This is a genomic window from Actinomadura sp. 21ATH, assembly GCF_041951345.1.
Taxonomy (GTDB): domain Bacteria; phylum Actinomycetota; class Actinomycetes; order Streptosporangiales; family Streptosporangiaceae; genus Spirillospora.
In genome coordinates, this window is the sequence record NZ_JBGNUR010000016.1 from 64,753 (window position 1) to 79,528 (window position 14,776).

General features: G+C 71.9%; 13 protein-coding genes and 1 pseudogene. 7 read left to right on the forward strand and 7 right to left on the reverse strand.

Annotation, left to right across the window (positions count from 1 at the left end; genetic code table 11):
• The first annotated feature begins 1 nt into the window (after position 1).
• The gene (locus tag ACA361_RS33310) at positions 2–1,708 is read left to right on the forward strand and encodes an LLM class flavin-dependent oxidoreductase (protein ID WP_375018690.1); all 1,707 of its coding nucleotides are present in this window, start codon (positions 2–4) and stop codon (positions 1,706–1,708) included.
• Positions 1,709–1,720: 12 nt separating this feature from the next.
• On the opposite strand, the gene ACA361_RS33315 is transcribed toward ACA361_RS33310, so the two are convergent.
• Positions 1,721–2,236 (reverse strand): pyridoxamine 5'-phosphate oxidase family protein, encoded by a 516-nt coding sequence (locus tag ACA361_RS33315; protein ID WP_375018692.1) that lies wholly within the window; start codon positions 2,234–2,236, stop codon positions 1,721–1,723.
• 419 nt (positions 2,237–2,655) lie between these two features.
• On the opposite strand from ACA361_RS33315, the gene deoC reads away from it, so the two are divergent.
• The 5 genes from deoC to ACA361_RS33340 all read left to right on the forward strand — a co-directional run bounded on the left by deoC (position 2,656) and on the right by ACA361_RS33340 (position 7,543).
• Positions 2,656–3,594 (forward strand): deoxyribose-phosphate aldolase, encoded by a 939-nt coding sequence (deoC, locus tag ACA361_RS33320; RefSeq protein ID WP_375018694.1) that lies wholly within the window; start codon positions 2,656–2,658, stop codon positions 3,592–3,594.
• A 2-nt stretch (positions 3,595–3,596) separates the two neighbouring features.
• Complete coding sequence (locus ACA361_RS33325; RefSeq protein ID WP_375018695.1) at positions 3,597–5,027, forward strand: aldehyde dehydrogenase family protein; 1,431 nt, start codon at positions 3,597–3,599, stop codon at positions 5,025–5,027.
• Between the two features lie 95 nt (positions 5,028–5,122).
• Positions 5,123–5,983: an aldehyde dehydrogenase family protein gene (locus tag ACA361_RS33330; protein WP_375018697.1), complete on the forward strand. Its 861-nt coding sequence runs from the start codon at positions 5,123–5,125 to the stop codon at positions 5,981–5,983.
• Positions 5,984–6,066: 83 nt separating this feature from the next.
• Positions 6,067–7,209: a hypothetical protein gene (locus tag ACA361_RS33335; protein WP_375018699.1), complete on the forward strand. Its 1,143-nt coding sequence runs from the start codon at positions 6,067–6,069 to the stop codon at positions 7,207–7,209.
• An 88-nt stretch (positions 7,210–7,297) separates the two neighbouring features.
• Positions 7,298–7,543 (forward strand): DUF2630 family protein, encoded by a 246-nt coding sequence (locus tag ACA361_RS33340; RefSeq protein ID WP_375018700.1) that lies wholly within the window; start codon positions 7,298–7,300, stop codon positions 7,541–7,543.
• A 24-nt stretch (positions 7,544–7,567) separates the two neighbouring features.
• Here the strand turns inward: ACA361_RS33340 and argS are convergent, their stop codons facing one another.
• From argS to ACA361_RS33370, 6 genes and pseudogenes are all read right to left on the reverse strand, one after another.
• The gene (gene argS / locus ACA361_RS33345; RefSeq protein WP_375018702.1) at positions 7,568–9,313 is read right to left on the reverse strand and encodes an arginine--tRNA ligase; all 1,746 of its coding nucleotides are present in this window, start codon (positions 9,311–9,313) and stop codon (positions 7,568–7,570) included.
• Positions 9,314–9,536: 223 nt separating this feature from the next.
• Positions 9,537–10,592, reverse strand: a pseudogene (gene plsX / locus ACA361_RS33350) (phosphate acyltransferase PlsX); the annotation flags it as partial.
• Between the two features lie 125 nt (positions 10,593–10,717).
• Complete coding sequence (locus ACA361_RS33355; RefSeq protein WP_375018703.1) at positions 10,718–11,125, reverse strand: hypothetical protein; 408 nt, start codon at positions 11,123–11,125, stop codon at positions 10,718–10,720.
• A 78-nt stretch (positions 11,126–11,203) separates the two neighbouring features.
• Positions 11,204–11,575 (reverse strand): hypothetical protein, encoded by a 372-nt coding sequence (locus ACA361_RS33360; RefSeq protein WP_375018704.1) that lies wholly within the window; start codon positions 11,573–11,575, stop codon positions 11,204–11,206.
• The gene (locus tag ACA361_RS33365; RefSeq protein WP_375018706.1) at positions 11,572–12,441 is read right to left on the reverse strand and encodes an alpha/beta fold hydrolase; all 870 of its coding nucleotides are present in this window, start codon (positions 12,439–12,441) and stop codon (positions 11,572–11,574) included. The genes ACA361_RS33360 and ACA361_RS33365 overlap by 4 nt, the downstream gene beginning before the upstream one ends.
• The gene (locus tag ACA361_RS33370; RefSeq protein WP_375018708.1) at positions 12,438–13,172 is read right to left on the reverse strand and encodes a DUF998 domain-containing protein; all 735 of its coding nucleotides are present in this window, start codon (positions 13,170–13,172) and stop codon (positions 12,438–12,440) included. Before ACA361_RS33370 ends, ACA361_RS33365 begins: the two co-directional genes overlap by 4 nt.
• A 271-nt stretch (positions 13,173–13,443) precedes the next feature.
• Between ACA361_RS33370 and ACA361_RS33375 the strand changes: the two genes are divergently transcribed.
• Entirely contained in the window at positions 13,444–14,757 is a 1,314-nt protein-coding gene (locus ACA361_RS33375) for a KamA family radical SAM protein (RefSeq protein ID WP_375018709.1), read from the forward strand.
• Positions 14,758–14,776: the final 19 nt, after the last annotated feature.

The following is a 14,776-nucleotide window of genomic DNA, read 5'->3' on the forward strand; positions in this document are numbered from 1 at the left end:
GGTGCGCTTTTCGATCTTCTACGAGCATCAGCTCCCCAGGCCGTGGGACGAGGGCGGCGAGCGGCGGCTCTACCGGGACGCGCTGGAGCAGATCGAGATCGCCGACCGGGCGGGGTTCGACACCGTCTGGGCCGTCGAGCACCACTTCCTGGAGGAGTACAGCCACTCGGCGGCGCCCGAGGTGTTCCTGGCGGCGGCCTCGCAGCGGACGGAGCGGATCCGGCTCGGGCACGGGATCGTCCAGCTGCCGCCCCGGGTCAACCACCCGGCCCGGATCGCCGAACGGATCGCGACGCTGGACCTGGTGTCCGGCGGGCGCGTCGAGTTCGGGACGGGGGAGTCCAGTTCGTCCGCCGAACTGGGCGGCTTCGGCGTCCGGCGCACCGAGAAGCGGGAGCAGTGGCGGGACGCCATCGACGCGATCACGAGGATGTTCGTGGAGGAGCCGTTCGCCGGCTGGAACTCCGCGCACCTGCGGATGCCGCCGCGCAATGTCATTCCCAAGACCGTGCAGAAACCGCATCCGCCGCTGTGGGTGGCCTGCTCGCGGCGCGAGACCATCGAGTTCGCGGCGCGGAACGGCATCGGGGCGCTGGCGTTCTCGTTCATCGAGCCCGAGGACGCCGGAAGATGGGTGCAAAGCTACTACGAGCTGCTCGCCTCGGAGGAATGCGTCCCGGCGGGCTTCTCGGTCAATCCGAACGTCGCCGTCGTCCTTCCGATGATGCTGCACGAGGACGAGCAGACGGCGATCGACCGCGGTATCGACGGTGCGCACTTCTTCGGATTCGCGCTGGCGCACTACTACGGGACGACACCGCACGATCCGGGCCGTACCGACGTGTGGCGGCGGTTCCAGGAAAGGCGGGCCGCCCGCGGCTTCTCCCGCGACCAGATCATCGCCAACGCCGAGGCGCTGAACGTCAACATCGGCTCCCTCCGCGGCGCCGTCGGCACGCCCGCGCAGGTCACCGAGCTGATCGAACGCTACGAGTCGGTCGGCGTCGACCAGATCTCGTTCGTCCTCCAGGCCGGGCCCAACCGGCACGAGCACATCTGCGAATCGCTGGAGCTGTTCGGCCGTGAAGTGCTCCCGCGCTTCACCGAAGGCCGCGAGGAAAGGGAGGCGGAGAAGGCCGAGCGCCTGGCCCCCGCGATCGAGGCGGCCCTCGCCCGCAGGGCGGCGCCGCGCACGCTGCCGAGCGGTTACCGCATCGACGAGGACGCCGAGGTCGCGCGGGCCGAGAAAGGCGCGCGGCACCGCCGCCGGCCGCTGGACGAGGCCCGCGCCGCCGGCCAGCGCCGCGTACGGCAGGGCCTTTACCGCCTGGTCGGCGACCGCCCGGACGCGCAACTCGAACGCCGTTTCGGTGTCGGCGCGCAACGGCTCTTCTTCGCCGGAATGGCCCGCGCCTACGACCCGGACGCGGCCGCCGGATTCGAGGGCGAGCTGGAGTTCCAGCTGTCCCGCCCGGGAATGGTCCACTACTGGACCATCGAGGTCCGGAACGCCCGCGCCCGCGCCCGCACGGGCCGGGCCCGCAAGCCCGCCCTGACGGTCAGCACCGGCAGCGCCGACTTCCTCCGCACCCTGTCGGGCCGCACGAATCCGGCCGTGCTCCTGATGGACGGCCGCCTGAAACTCGGCGGCGACGTGGAACTGGCCCCGAAGCTGAGCGAGATGTTCGGCGGCCCCTCCCCGTACTAGCCGAGCCCGCGTTCAGGTGGGGATGTAGGTGGTCTGGCTGAAGGGGTTCTTGCCGAAGGCGAGGATCTTGGCGGCCCGGACGGCGAAGACGTGCGCCACTCCGGTGCCGTGCTCGAAACGGTGGCCGAGGCCGTCGTCGGTCACCTCGTACCGCCACTGGCCGTCCCATTTTGCCGCCCACGGGGCGACGAGCCGTTCCAGGGCGGCGCGGCCGGTGACGCGCTCGGCCGTGCCCTCGACCGTCACGTCCAGCCCCCGGTCCCACTGCTCGGTGCCGGTGGTCAGGACGACGTTGGGGTTGCGGGTGAGGTTCACCGCCTTCTGCTCCTGCGGGCCGGTGCTGAAATGCAGCGTCTCATCGACCCAGACGGCCACCAGGGGCGTGACGTGGGGCCGCCCGTCGGCGCGGACGGTGGTGATCCAGAACATCTGGGCGGACTCCAGCACCGCGCGGGTCGCCGCCCACGGCGTCGCCTCGGCGCCGGGGCCGCTGAACCGGCCGTCGAACCGTACTTCCGGGTCCCTCATGATCGCTCCCTTCGACTCGCGTCCCTGAGCGTGGTCAGAACGCTACCGGCCGGATACGACAGTCCGGAAAAGCGCTGGCGAGACGATCGGCGCGGGCCGAACGGTCGCGGGACGTTCTCCCTCCAGAGCGCCTCCTGGCGCGCCGGCTGGAACGGCGCGGGCGGCCCTTGACCGTTTACGCGTTCGCGAGAGTGGGCGTGCGGCCGCTCCGGGCCGCCTGCCGCACTGACCTCAGCTTGCCTGCTCAAGTGGTGTGGACCTACAGCGTTGCGATCGCGTGCGAAGCCAGATTCGAGCGCCAGTGAGAAACTGATCGCGCAGCGAGCCCCTGGGCGAGCCGGAGCGATGCGGCGATCGCCGCCGGCCCGCCGAAGGAAGGCCGTCAAGGTCTGACGCCAAGGGCAGGCAATAATGAAGGAGTGTCAACGGAGACTCTGAACCAGGTGGGTGGAGCGGCGGAGCTGCGCGCCTTCCTGCACGGGCTGCCCGGGGTGGACCAGGTCGGCGCCGAGGAACGGGCGGCGCGGCTGGCGACCCGGTCGATCAAGACCACGGCCAAGGCCCGGGCCATCGATCTGGCGATCTCCATGGTGGATCTGACCACCCTGGAGGGCGCCGACACGCCCGGGAAGGTGCGGGCGCTGTGCGCGAAGGGCGCCCAGCCGGATCCCGGCGACCCGGACGTGCCCAAGGTGGCGGCGATCTGCGTGTACCCGGACCTGGTCGGCGTCGCGGTGGAGGCGCTGAAGGGGACCGGGATCGGGGTGGCGAGCGTGGCCACGTCGTTCCCGTCCGGGCGGGCGCCGCTGGAGGCCAGGCTGGCCGACACCCGGGCCGCGGTGGCGGCCGGGGCGAGCGAGATCGACATGGTGATCGACCGCGGCGCGTTCCTGGCCGGCGACTACCTCAAGGTGTACGAGGAGATCGTCGCGGTCAAGGAGACCTGCGGCGACGCCCATCTGAAGGTCATCTTCGAGACCGGCGAGCTGGTCACCTACGACAACGTGCGGCGCGCGTCGTGGCTGGCGATGCGGGCCGGGGCCGACTTCATCAAGACCTCCACCGGCAAGGTGAGCCCGGCGGCGACGCTGCCGGTCACGCTGGTCATGCTGGAGGCGGTACGGGACTTCCGCGACCGGACGGGGCGGCAGGTCGGCGTCAAGCCCGCCGGCGGCATCCGGACGACCAAGGACGCGATCAAGTACCTGGTGCTGGTGAACGAGACCGCCGGCCCCGACTGGCTCACCCCGGAGTGGTTCAGGCTCGGCGCGTCCAGCCTGCTCAACGACCTGCTGATGCAGCGCCGCAAGCTGGCCACCGGCGCCTACTCCGGCCCCGACTACTTCACGGTGGACTAGAGATGATCTTCGAGTACGCGCCGGCGCCCGAGTCCCGGGCCGTCGTCGACATCCGGCCCTCGTACGGGCTGTTCATCGGCGGCGAGTTCACCGACGGCCACGGCGAGCCGTTCAAGAGCATCAACCCGGCGAGCGAGGAGACGCTGGCCGAGATCGCGGCCGCGGCCGCGGCGGACGTGGACCGCGCGGTGGCCGCCGCGCGCGCCGCGTACGACAAGGTCTGGGGGCCGATGCCGGGCCGGGAGCGGGCCAAGTACCTGTACCGGATCGCCCGGATCGTCCAGGAGCGTTCGCGGGAGCTGGCCGTCCTGGAGTCGATCGACAACGGCAAGCCGATCCGCGAGTCGCGGGACGTGGACCTGCCGCTGGTCGCCGCCCACTTCTTCTACTACGCGGGCTGGGCGGACAAGCTCGGGTACGCGGGCTTCGGCCCGGACCCGCGGCCGGTCGGGGTGGCCGCGCAGGTCATCCCGTGGAATTTCCCGCTGCTGATGCTGGCCTGGAAGATCGCCCCGGCGCTGGCGGGCGGCAACACGGTGGTGCTCAAGCCCGCCGAGACGACGCCGCTGACCGCGCTGGCGTTCGCGGACATCTGCCGCCAGGCGGAGCTGCCGCCGGGCGTCGTCAACATCGTCACCGGCGCGGGCGAGACCGGCCGGCTGCTGGTGGAGCACGAGGGCGTCGACAAGGTTGCGTTCACCGGTTCCACGGACGTGGGACGGCAGATCGCCCGGTCGGTCGCCGGCACCCGCAAGCGGGTCACGCTGGAGCTGGGCGGCAAGGCCGCCAACGTGATCTTCGATGACGCGCCGCTCGACCAGGCCGTCGAGGGCATCGTGAACGGGATCTTCTTCAACCAGGGCCACGTGTGCTGCGCCGGGTCACGGCTGCTCGTCCAGGAGTCGGTCGCCGAAGAGCTGCTCGACCGGCTCAAGGCGCGCATGGCCACGCTGCGCGTCGGCGACCCGCTCGACAAGAACACCGACATCGGCGCGATCAACTCCGCCGAGCAGCTGGACCGCATCCGCACCCTCTCCGAGATCGGCGAGCGGGAGGGCGCGGTGCGCTGGTCGCCGGCCTGCGAGCTGCCGCAGCGCGGCTTCTGGTTCGCGCCGACGCTGTTCACGGACGTCGCGCAGTCGCACCGCATCGCCCGCGAGGAGATCTTCGGCCCGGTGCTGTCGGTGCTGACGTTCCGCACCCCCGCCGAGGCCGTCGAGAAGGCCAACAACACCCCGTACGGGCTGTCGGCCGGCGTCTGGACCGAGAAGGGCTCGCGCATCCTGTGGATGGCCGAGCGGCTGCGCGCGGGCGTGGTGTGGGCCAACACGTTCAACAAGTTCGACCCGGCGTCGCCGTTCGGCGGCTACAAGGAGTCCGGCTACGGCCGCGAGGGCGGCCGGCACGGTCTGGAGGCGTACCTGAATGTCTGAGTGGGCGGGCGTCGTCCGGACCGAGGAGCGAGGAACGCGTGACGAGGGAAGACGGCGCCTTGAGCGCCCGCGAGGCGCCGAGCGGAGGCGGGGCGATGAGCACTGACGCCAGGCTGGCCGTGCGGAAGACGTACAAGCTGTTCATCGGGGGCGCGTTCCCCCGTTCCGAGTCCGGCAGGTCGTACATCGTGAACGACGCCAAGGGCCGCTTCCTGGCCAACGCCTCGCAGGCGTCCCGCAAGGACGTCCGGGACGCGGTCACGGCCGCGCGCAAGGCGGCGGGCGGATGGGCGGGGCGGACCCCGTACAACCGCGGCCAGATCCTCTACCGGGTCGCGGAGATGCTGGAGGGGCGGCGCGCGCAGTTCGCGGACGAGCTGCGCGCCGCCGGGCTCGGCAAGGCCGCGGCGGCCGCCGAGGTGGACGCGGCGGTCGACCGGTGGGTCTGGTACGCGGGCTGGGCCGACAAGCTGGGCGCCGTGCTCGGCTCGGCCAACCCGGTCGCGGGACCGTTCTTCAACTTCTCGACGCCGGAACCGACCGGCGTCGTCGGGATCGTCGCGCCGGACTCGCCGCTGCTCGGCCTGGTGTCGGTGGTGGCGCCGGCGATCGTGTCCGGCAACGCGTGCGTGGTCGTCGCGTCCGAGCCGGCCCCGCTGCCCGCGATCACGCTCGCCGAGGTGCTGGCGACGTCCGACCTGCCGGGCGGCGTCGTGAACGTCCTCACCGGCCGCCGCGACGAGCTGGCGCCGTGGCTCGCGTCCCACATGGACGTGAACGCGCTCGACCTCGCCGGCGTGCGGGACGAGGACGTGCGCGGGCTGGAGGAGGCCGCGGCGGAGAACCTGAAGCGCGTGTTCCGTCCCACTGGTGATGACTGGTCTCGGGAGCCCGGAACGGCGCGGATGACCGCGTTTCTGGAGACGAAAACCGTGTGGCATCCGGTGGGCGTCTGATCCCTCGATAAACCCTGTGTGTGTAGAGCGTCGCTTTCTGTGGAATAGACCTCCCGTAACTGATCATCACGGGGGGTAGATCAGTGCCTACCAAGACGACATCGCGTACGACGTCGAGCCGAGGCACGGCCGCGCGTACGAACGGCACGAAAAGCAAGCGGTCGACCACGTCCAAGAGCACGCCGGCCAAGCGCACCAGCGCGGCCTCGCGGAGCACTTCGGGCCGGACCACGGCCACGGCCCGCCGGACCACCGGCACCGGGACGCGGTCCTCGACCACCGCCAAGCGCGGCACCACCGCGCGCAAGAGCACCACGGGAACGACCGCGCGCACGAGCACCGGCTCGACCGCGCGGAAGAGCACGACCGGGACGAGCAGCCGGACGAGCGCGGCGACCAGCCGTACCTCGAAGGCCGCGGCGACCAAGGTCACCAAGGCGGCGACCGAGGCCAAGACGGCGGCCACCAAGATGAAGTCGGTGGCCACCAAGGCGACGGCGTCCGCCAGGTCCATGACGGCCATGACCAAGGCCATGACCACGGCGACGAAGGCGATGACCGACGCGTCCAAGGCCATGAACCAGGCGGCCAAGGCCATCACCACGTCCGCCAAGGCCACGGCCAAGAGCACCGGCACGACCTCGCGGAGCACGGGCACGAGTTCCCGCAGCACGGGTTCCCGAAGCACGAGTTCCCGAAGCACGGGCACCCGGGCCGCCGGTTCGCGGAGCACGGGGACACGGAGCACGACGTCGCGGAGCACGGGCGCCAAGAGCACCGGCACCAAGAGCTCGGGGACCAAGAGCACGGGCACGCGCGGTACGGCCTCGCGGAGCACGACTTCGCGGAGCACGGGCGCCCGCAAGACGTCGCCGGCGACGAGCCGGTCGCGGTCCACGACCTCGCGGTCCACGACCTCGTCCCGGACGACGACCCGGCCCCGGACGACGGCGGCGCGCAAGACCGCCGGCTCGTCCACCGGCACGGCGCACAGGTCGTCGTCGGCCGGAAGGAGGTCGACGTCGTCCGCGACGTCCGGACCAGCCGCCGGGTCCGGGACGACCGGCACCCGGTCCGCGGCCACGGCGCCCCGGGGCACGGCCGAACCGGCGGCACGGCCGGCGGCGATGGTCGAGCCCAAGACCGACATGGCGCCGGCGGGACGCCCGATGAGGGCCGAAGGTCCTCTTTACGAGAGCGTCGGCCGGGGTACGAACGGCGGCTGAGGGCCGGTTCCGGCGGCGAGGCCCCTTCCCGTAGCAGAATGGGGAGGGGGCTTCGCCTGGTATACCCACGAATGCGCGGAGGTTCGGGATGGACGACAAGCAGATCCTGGCACGGATCAGCGAGTACGTGACCGACGAGCAGGAGCTGCGCGAGCGGCACCGGCGCGGCGAGCTGGCCGGGGACGAGGAGCGCCGCCGCCTCCAGGAGCTGGAGGTGGCCCTGGACCAGTGCTGGGACCTGCTCCGGCAGCGCCGCGCCAGGATCGACGCGGGCGAGGACCCCGGCGAGGCCCGGGTCCGCCCGGCCGGCCAGGTCGAGGGCTACCTGCAGTAGCGCCCGGCCCGGCCGGTCGGGGCCCTACATGCGTTCGGGCGTCGGGACGCCCAGCAGCTCCAGGCCGGTGACCAGGGTGCGGAGCGTCGCCGCGCACAGCGCGAGGCGCGACGCCTTGGTCTCCGCGTCCGGGGCCTTCAGCACGGGGCAGTTCTCGTGGAACGTCGTGTACGCCGAGGCCAGATCGAAGATGTAACTCGCCAGCCGGTGCGGCTCGGCGCCCGCGGCGGCCTGCTCCAGTGCCGCGCCGAAGCTCAGCAGGTGCAGGGCCAGGGCCCGCTCGGCCTCGTGCCCGATCACGATCGGGCCGGTGGCCGCGTCGGGGCTGAGCCCGCCCTTCCGGAAGATCGAACGGATCCGGGCCGCGGCGTACTGGAGGTACGGCCCGGTGTTGCCCTTGAAGGCGATCATCCGGTCGAAGTCGAAGATGTACTCGCTGTCGCGCGCCACCGACAGGTCGGCGTACTTGACCGCGCCGATCCCGACCATCTCGACGATGGAGGCCCGGGTGGCCTCGTCGAACGCCTCGTCGCGCTGGATCGCGTCGTACTCGACCCCGGCCCGCTCGACGGCCTCGTCCAGCAGCTCGGCCAGCTTGACCGTGCCGCCGGCCCGGGTCTTGAGGATCTTGCCGTCGGTGCCCAGCACGTTGCCGATCTCGGCGTGCTCGGCGACCGTCCGGTCGTCCAGCCAGCCCGCCATCCGGGCGACCGCGAAGACCATCTGGAAGTGCAGCGACTGCGGCGCGCCCACCACGTAGACCATCCGGTCGACCCGCTCGGTGTCGACGCGGTACCGGACGGTGGCGAGGTCGCTGGTGGAGTAGTTGTAGCCGCCGTCGCTCTTGCGGATGATCATCGGCAGCGGCTCGCCCTCCCGGCCCTTGAACCCGGGCGGGAACGCGCACAGCGCGCCGTCGCTGACCGTGGCGATCCCCTTGTCCTCCAGCTCCTTGACGGTCGGGGCCAGCAGGTCGTTGTAGAAGCTCTCGCCCTTGATGTCGTCGTCGGTGAGCGTGATGCCGAGCCGCTCGTACACGGTGTTGAAGTACCGCTTGGAGACGTCGACGAGCACCTGCCAGAGCCGCAGCGTCTCGGGGTCGCCGGCCTGGAGGTCGACCACCCGCCGCCGCGACCGGTCGGCGAACGCCTCGTCGGAGTCGAACTTCCGCCGGGCCGCCTGGTAGAACGCGGTCAGGTCGCTGACCGAGGAGTCGTCCCGGGCGGCGGCCTCCTCGCCGAGGTCCAGCAGGTGCTCGATCAGCATGCCGAACGGGGTGCCCCAGTCGCCGACATGGTTGTCGCGGACGACCTCGTGCCCGAGGAACTCCAGGATCCGGGCGATCGCGTCGCCGACGATCGTGGTCCGCAGGTGCCCGACGTGCATCTCCTTGGCCACGTTGGGCGAGGAGTACTCGACGACGACCTTCTGCCGGTTCTCGGTGACCGGTACGGCGAGCCGCGCGTCCGCCAGCACGGCCTGGGCCTGCGCGGCGATCCACTCGTCCTTGAACGTCAGGTTGATGAAGCCCGGCCCGCTGACCTCGACGGCGGAGGTCAGGTCGGCCACGTCCAGCTCGGCCACGATGTCGGCGGCCACGTCTCGCGGCTTGCGGCCCAGCTTCTTGGCCAGCGGCAGAGCCACGTTGGCCTGAAGGTCGGCGAACTGCGACGGCCGGATGACCGGGTCGGTGTCCGCGTACGACGGTCCGAAGGCGGCGCTGAGCGCGGCCCGGACCCGGGCGGCGATGACGAGTTGCGGATCGGGCATGCCCCAAGGTTATCGGCGCGGCCGGGCGACCCTGTAACGCTTGAACCTAAAGGTCGGTCTCCACGGGGGCCGCCTCTTCCCGCACGGTCTCGACCTCCGGCTGCCCGGCGGCCTGCCTCTCCGGCCGCTCGGCCTTCTCGGCTCTCTCGGCCTTGTCTGCCTTCTCGGTCTTCTCGGTCTTCTCAGACTTGTCCGATTTCTCGGTGTCGCGGTCGCCGTGCATGAGCCGGCCCAGCCGGGACGGGGTACGGGTCGCGGCGATCTGCTCGCGGATCCGGTCGACGATGCGGCCCGCCGCCAGGTCGTGGGCGAGCAGGCAGGCCGAGGTGATCGCCCGCGCGCGGGCGGCGCCGTGCGCGATGACGACCGTCCCGTTCAGGCCGAGCAGGACGCCGCCGCCGTAGGTGTCCGAGTCGAGCCGGTCGCGCAGCTCCAGCAGCCTGCGCCGCTGGAGGAGGGAGCCGAACCGCGCCGTACGGGACGCCGACATGGCGTCCCGCAGCTCGCCGAGCGCCATCCGCACCGTGCCCTCCATGGTCTTCAGCGCGATGTTGCCGCTGAAGCCGTCGGTGACGACCACGTCCACGGTGCCCGCCAGCAGGTTGTGGCCCTCCACGTTCCCGGCGAACTCGATCCCGTGCTGGCCGCCGGACAGCAGCTCGTGCGCGCGCTTGGTGACCTTGTTGCCCTTGCCCGCCTCGGCGCCGATGTTGAGCAGCCCGACCCGGGGGCGGGGCAGGTCCAGCAGGATCTGGGCGTACGCGGTGCCGAGGGCGGCGAACTGCACCAGCGTCTCCGGCTTGACGTCGGCCGTGGCGCCGGAGTCCAGCAGTACGGTGGGCCGCGGCCGGGTGGGCAGGGTCACCGCGATCGCCGGGCGCATCACGCCCTGCTGGCCTTTCAGGCGCAGCCGGGAGGTCGCCACGACCCCGGCCGTGGTCCCGGCCGACACCAGCGCCGAGGCCCGGCCCTGCTTGATCAGATGGCAGGCGATCGCGATCGACGAGCGCGGCTTGCGCCAGCTCGCCAGCGCGCCCTCGCCCATGTCCAGCGCCTCGTCGGCGTGCACGATCGGGATCTCGCCCATGATCCCGTGCCGGTCCAGCTCGCGCCTGATCCGCGGCGCCTGGCCGACCAGCACCAGCCGCGCGCCGTGCTCGCGGACGGCCGCCACCGCGCCCGCGATGATCTCGTCCGGGGCATGGTCGCCGCCCATCGTGTCGACGGCGACCGGCGCGGGGCGGCCCGGCGCCGGGCGCGGCTCGCCCGTGCCGGTCATGGCGACTCCAGGAGGGTGAAAGGTCGGGGAGTGCCGCGGAAACGCAGCTCATCGCATCGTAGGCGGTCCCCGCCCCTGCTCCGTCAGTCGCCCTCGCCGGAACCCGGCGGGAGGCGGCGGTGCGGCTATCCGGCCTTCTCGTCGCAGTCGGCGCCGAGGCAGCGGGCGTTCTCCACCACCGGCCGGCCGTCGACCAGGATCGTGTAGTGGTGCTCGCGGGTCTCGTCCTCGCCGGTGGCGATGACCTGGACGGTCTTCTTGTCGGCGGTGCTGCCTGAGCAGCCGGCGCGCAGCTTGAGCTTGGTCCAGCCGGGCAGGTCGTGGCAGCTCAGCGCCTTCTGCAACCGGATGCCGCGCCCGCGCAGCTCGTCGGCGGCGGTCGCCCCGAGGGCGCCGCGCAGCGCCGACTGGGTCGGGTAGCGCAGCTCCTTGGAGCCGGTCAGCAGCACGTACGCGATGGCGGCCGCGACCACGCCGAGGACGGCGAGGCCGGCGATGCCGAGGGCGGTGCCCTTCTTACGGGTGATCTCCACAGCCGTAACGTCGCCCCGAGCGCCGGGCGTATGCGCGCGCCGGGCCAGGTTTTCCCTGGTCATGGCCCGCGATTGGGGTCAGCGGGCGGTGCCGCAGGAGACGCCGAGGCAGGTCGTGCGGATGGGGGCGCGGCCGTCGACCCTGATCTCGTACTCCTCGCGCGGCCGCCGGGTGTCGGCGCGCTCGGTCTCGCCGTAGACGGCGACGCGGGCCCCGGCCGCGGTGTGCCCCGTACAGCGGATCATGACGGTGGCGTCGGTGAGGGGCTCGTCGAGCCGGCAGTCGGGGCGGCGGTCCATCGCGATCCCGCGCCGGTCCAGCTCGGCGACCGTCCCGTCGGCGACGGCGTTGCGGTACGCGCCCTCGGAGATCCGCTGCATCACGTCGCAGCCGGTCAGCGCGAGGGCGAGCAGGACGGCCACGGCGGCGGTACGGAGCGGGCGCCTCATGCCAGCACCTCCGCGACGGCGTCGGCGACGGCGTCCGGCCGGTCGAGCTGGACCATGTGCTTGGTGCGCGGCAGCACGGTCTGCCGCCCGCGCGGGCTCATCGCGGCGAGCTCGCGGTGCCCGCCGGTCCATTCGCCGGCCCGGCCGGTGTCGCGGAAGTCGCCGAGGGCGGTGAGGACGGCCAGCGGCACGTCCGGGAACGGCCGCCGCCCGCGCAGGGCCTTCAGATCGGCGGCCATCTCCCGGTACGCGAGGTTCTCGGCGAGGGCCGTGCCGATCACGGTGCCGCGCCCGTACACCCGCCGGACGGTCCGGGCCGGGACGGCGTCGTCGCGGTCGCTGGTGTAGCGCAGGATCAGCCGGCGCGCGGCGGGCCCGAGCGGCCGGGCGAGCCCGGTGGCGCCGAGGAGCGCGCCGAACGCGGTGGCCGCCGGGGCGAGCGCGGCGGAGATCCGCGGCCGGGACCGGGGGGCGCGCTCGTAGCTGGGGTCGACCAGGACCAGGCCGTTCACCAGCCGGGGGTGGACGCGGGCGAGGGCCTCGGCGTGGAAGCCGGCCACGGAGTGGGCCAGCACGGTGACCGGGGGCCCGGCCCGTTCGGCGAGGGCGGCCAGGATCCGGACGTCGCGGCGCAGGCTCGGCGCGGTGCGGGCCGCGGGGCTGAGGCCGAGGCCGGGACGGTCGAACGCGATCACGCGGTGCTCCTCGGCGAGCAGGCGGGCGGTGGGCTCCCAGTCGAACCAGGCGCCGCCGAGCCCGGTGCTGAGCAGCAGCCGGGGCCCGCCGGCCGGGCCGGTCTCGACGACGTGGACCCGTTCGCCCGCCGCGGAAACGATCACCGGCGCGGTCTCCGGAGCCGCCGTCACCGGTGCGCCTCCTCGGGTACGGGGGCGGCGCCGGGGCCGTCCGCCGCCCGCGCCCGCCGCCGGTCGGCGTACAGGGCCCAGGCGATGGTCAGCAGCCCCAGGCACAGGATGGAGATCTGGAACCGCTGGACGATGCCCAGCCACCGGCCCAGCACCATCGCCAGCAGCGTGCCGAGCGCGACGACGGTCTCGATCAGCGCCAGCAGCCAGCCCCAGCGGGCCAGGGCGGGCCACCAGCCGTACCGGCGGGCGGCGATCGACAGGCACAGCAGCGCGAGCACCCCGCAGACGATCACCAGGCTGCTGGTGACCGAGTGGAACGAGTGCGAGAAGCCGACGTTCCCGGCGCGTTCGAGCAGCGCGCAGCGGGTCTCCAGGCTGGGCGCGCACTCCAGCGGGAACACCGCGTCGCCGATGGCGCACGTCCCGAAGAGCGCGAGGAAGATCCAGCCGGCCACCGCCCAGCGCCGGCGCCGGCGCAGCGTCAGCAGCGCGATCGCCGCGACCGTGATCGCCAGCGAGCCGGTGATGAAGTCACCGCCGCTGTAGACCTCGTGGTACGGCTGGTTCGCCGCCGAGAGCTCGCTCACGTAGCCGTTGACGCTGTCGAGATCGGTGCTCAGGAAGTGCTCCAGCAGGAACGTGCCGTACGTGATGGCCGCGATGACCAGCAGGATCGGCACGAGCACGGGGGCCTGACCCGGGCCGTCCTGGTGCTCTGGCGCGTTCACCCGCCCCCCTTACGTGTGACCGGTTCCTCAGCATAGGACCCATCGCGGGCTCACTTCGAGTAATCGGCCGGGGGCATGGGGCATCCACAGTCCGTACCCCGATTTGTCAGGTCTGTGGTTGACCAGCTTCTTTGTACCCTCTTGAGGGTAGATATTCGGCATGAGTATGGTTCAACCGCTTCAATGGGGTGGCCTGGGCCTGATTGATCACTGTCCGTGATGACGCGCGCCCCAAGGCGCGTTCCCCGCTGACTTCAAGGAGATCCAACACGTGACACTGGTGAACGACGCGGCTCCCGCAGTGCGATCTGCTGGTCGCAAGTTCCGCGCCTTCACGGCGAAGCATCTGGACGAGCTGACCCGGCGGGCCGGGCTGGGCCCGGCCGAGCGGCTGGCGACGCGGGCGGTGGCCACGGTGCTGCCGTTCCGGACCAACTCCTACGTCCTCGAAGAGCTGATCGACTGGTCGGCGGCGCCCGATGACCCGATCTACCGGCTGGTGTTCCCGCTGCCCGACATGCTGCCCGCCGACGATGTCGCGCGGTTGTCGGACCTGCTGAGCCGCCAGGCGCCCAAGGCCGAGATCGAGGCGGCCGCGCACGCGGTGCGGATGCGGCTCAACCCGCACCCGGCCGGGCAGATGGAGCTGAACATCCCCAGCTTCGGTGACGGGAAGATCCCCGGGCTGCAGCACAAGTACGACGAGACCGTGCTGTACTTCCCCAAGCAGGGCCAGACCTGCCACGCCTACTGCACCTACTGCTTCAGGTGGGCGCAGTTCGTGGGCGAGCCGGATCTGAAGATGGCCGGTGACGACACCGCCCAGCTGCGCGACTACATCCTGGCCCACCCCGAGGTCACCAGCATCCTGTTCACCGGCGGCGACGCGATGATCATGGGTGAGCCGGTGCTGCGCCGCTACATCGAGCCGCTGCTGGAGCTGGAGCAGCTGGAATCGATCCGGATCGGCACCAAGTCGCTGGCCTACTGGCCGCAGAAGTTCGTCACCGACCCCGACGCCGAGGCGATGCTGCGGCTGTTCGAGCAGGTTGGTGAGGCGGGCAAGAACCTGGCGTTCATGGCCCACTTCACCCACCCCCGCGAGCTGGAGCCGCTGGTGGTCACCGAGGCCGTGCGCCGCATCCGTGACACCGGCGCGATCATCCGCACCCAGGCGCCGCTGATCCGCACCATCAACGACGACCCGGCCGTGTGGAACTCGATGTGGCGGACCCAGACCCGGCTGGGCATGGTCCCCTACTACATGTTCGTCGAGCGTGACACCGGCCCGCAGGACTACTTCGCCGTCCCCCTCGCCCAGGCCTACGAGGTGTTCCGGACCGCCTACAAGGACGTGGCGGGGCTGTCGCGCACGGTGCGGGGCCCGTCGATGTCGGCCACTCCCGGCAAGGTCTGCGTGGACGGGGTGCTGGAGCTGCACGGCCAGAAGGTGTTCGTGCTGCACTTCATCCAGTGCCGCGACTCCGACCTGGTCGGCAAGCCCTTCTTCGCCAAGTACGACCCCGAGGCCGTCTGGCTCGACGACCTCAAACCCGCCTTCACCGACACCTTCCCCTGGCAGTAATCAGGGCGTCCCCCTGGCA

Excerpts from the sequence above, each read along its gene's own strand:
- argS (WP_375018702.1), bottom strand. The coding sequence starts at position 9,313 with ATGCCCGATCCGCAACTCGTCATCGCCGCCCGGGTCCGGGCCGCGCTC.
- ACA361_RS33340 (WP_375018700.1), top strand. The coding sequence starts at position 7,298 with ATGGACGACAAGCAGATCCTGGCACGGATCAGCGAGTACGTGACCGAC.
- ACA361_RS33315 (WP_375018692.1), bottom strand. The coding sequence starts at position 2,236 with ATGAGGGACCCGGAAGTACGGTTCGACGGCCGGTTCAGCGGCCCCGGC.
- ACA361_RS33330 (WP_375018697.1), top strand. The coding sequence starts at position 5,123 with ATGAGCACTGACGCCAGGCTGGCCGTGCGGAAGACGTACAAGCTGTTC.
- ACA361_RS33360 (WP_375018704.1), bottom strand. The coding sequence starts at position 11,575 with ATGAGGCGCCCGCTCCGTACCGCCGCCGTGGCCGTCCTGCTCGCCCTC.
- ACA361_RS33325 (WP_375018695.1), top strand. The coding sequence starts at position 3,597 with ATGATCTTCGAGTACGCGCCGGCGCCCGAGTCCCGGGCCGTCGTCGAC.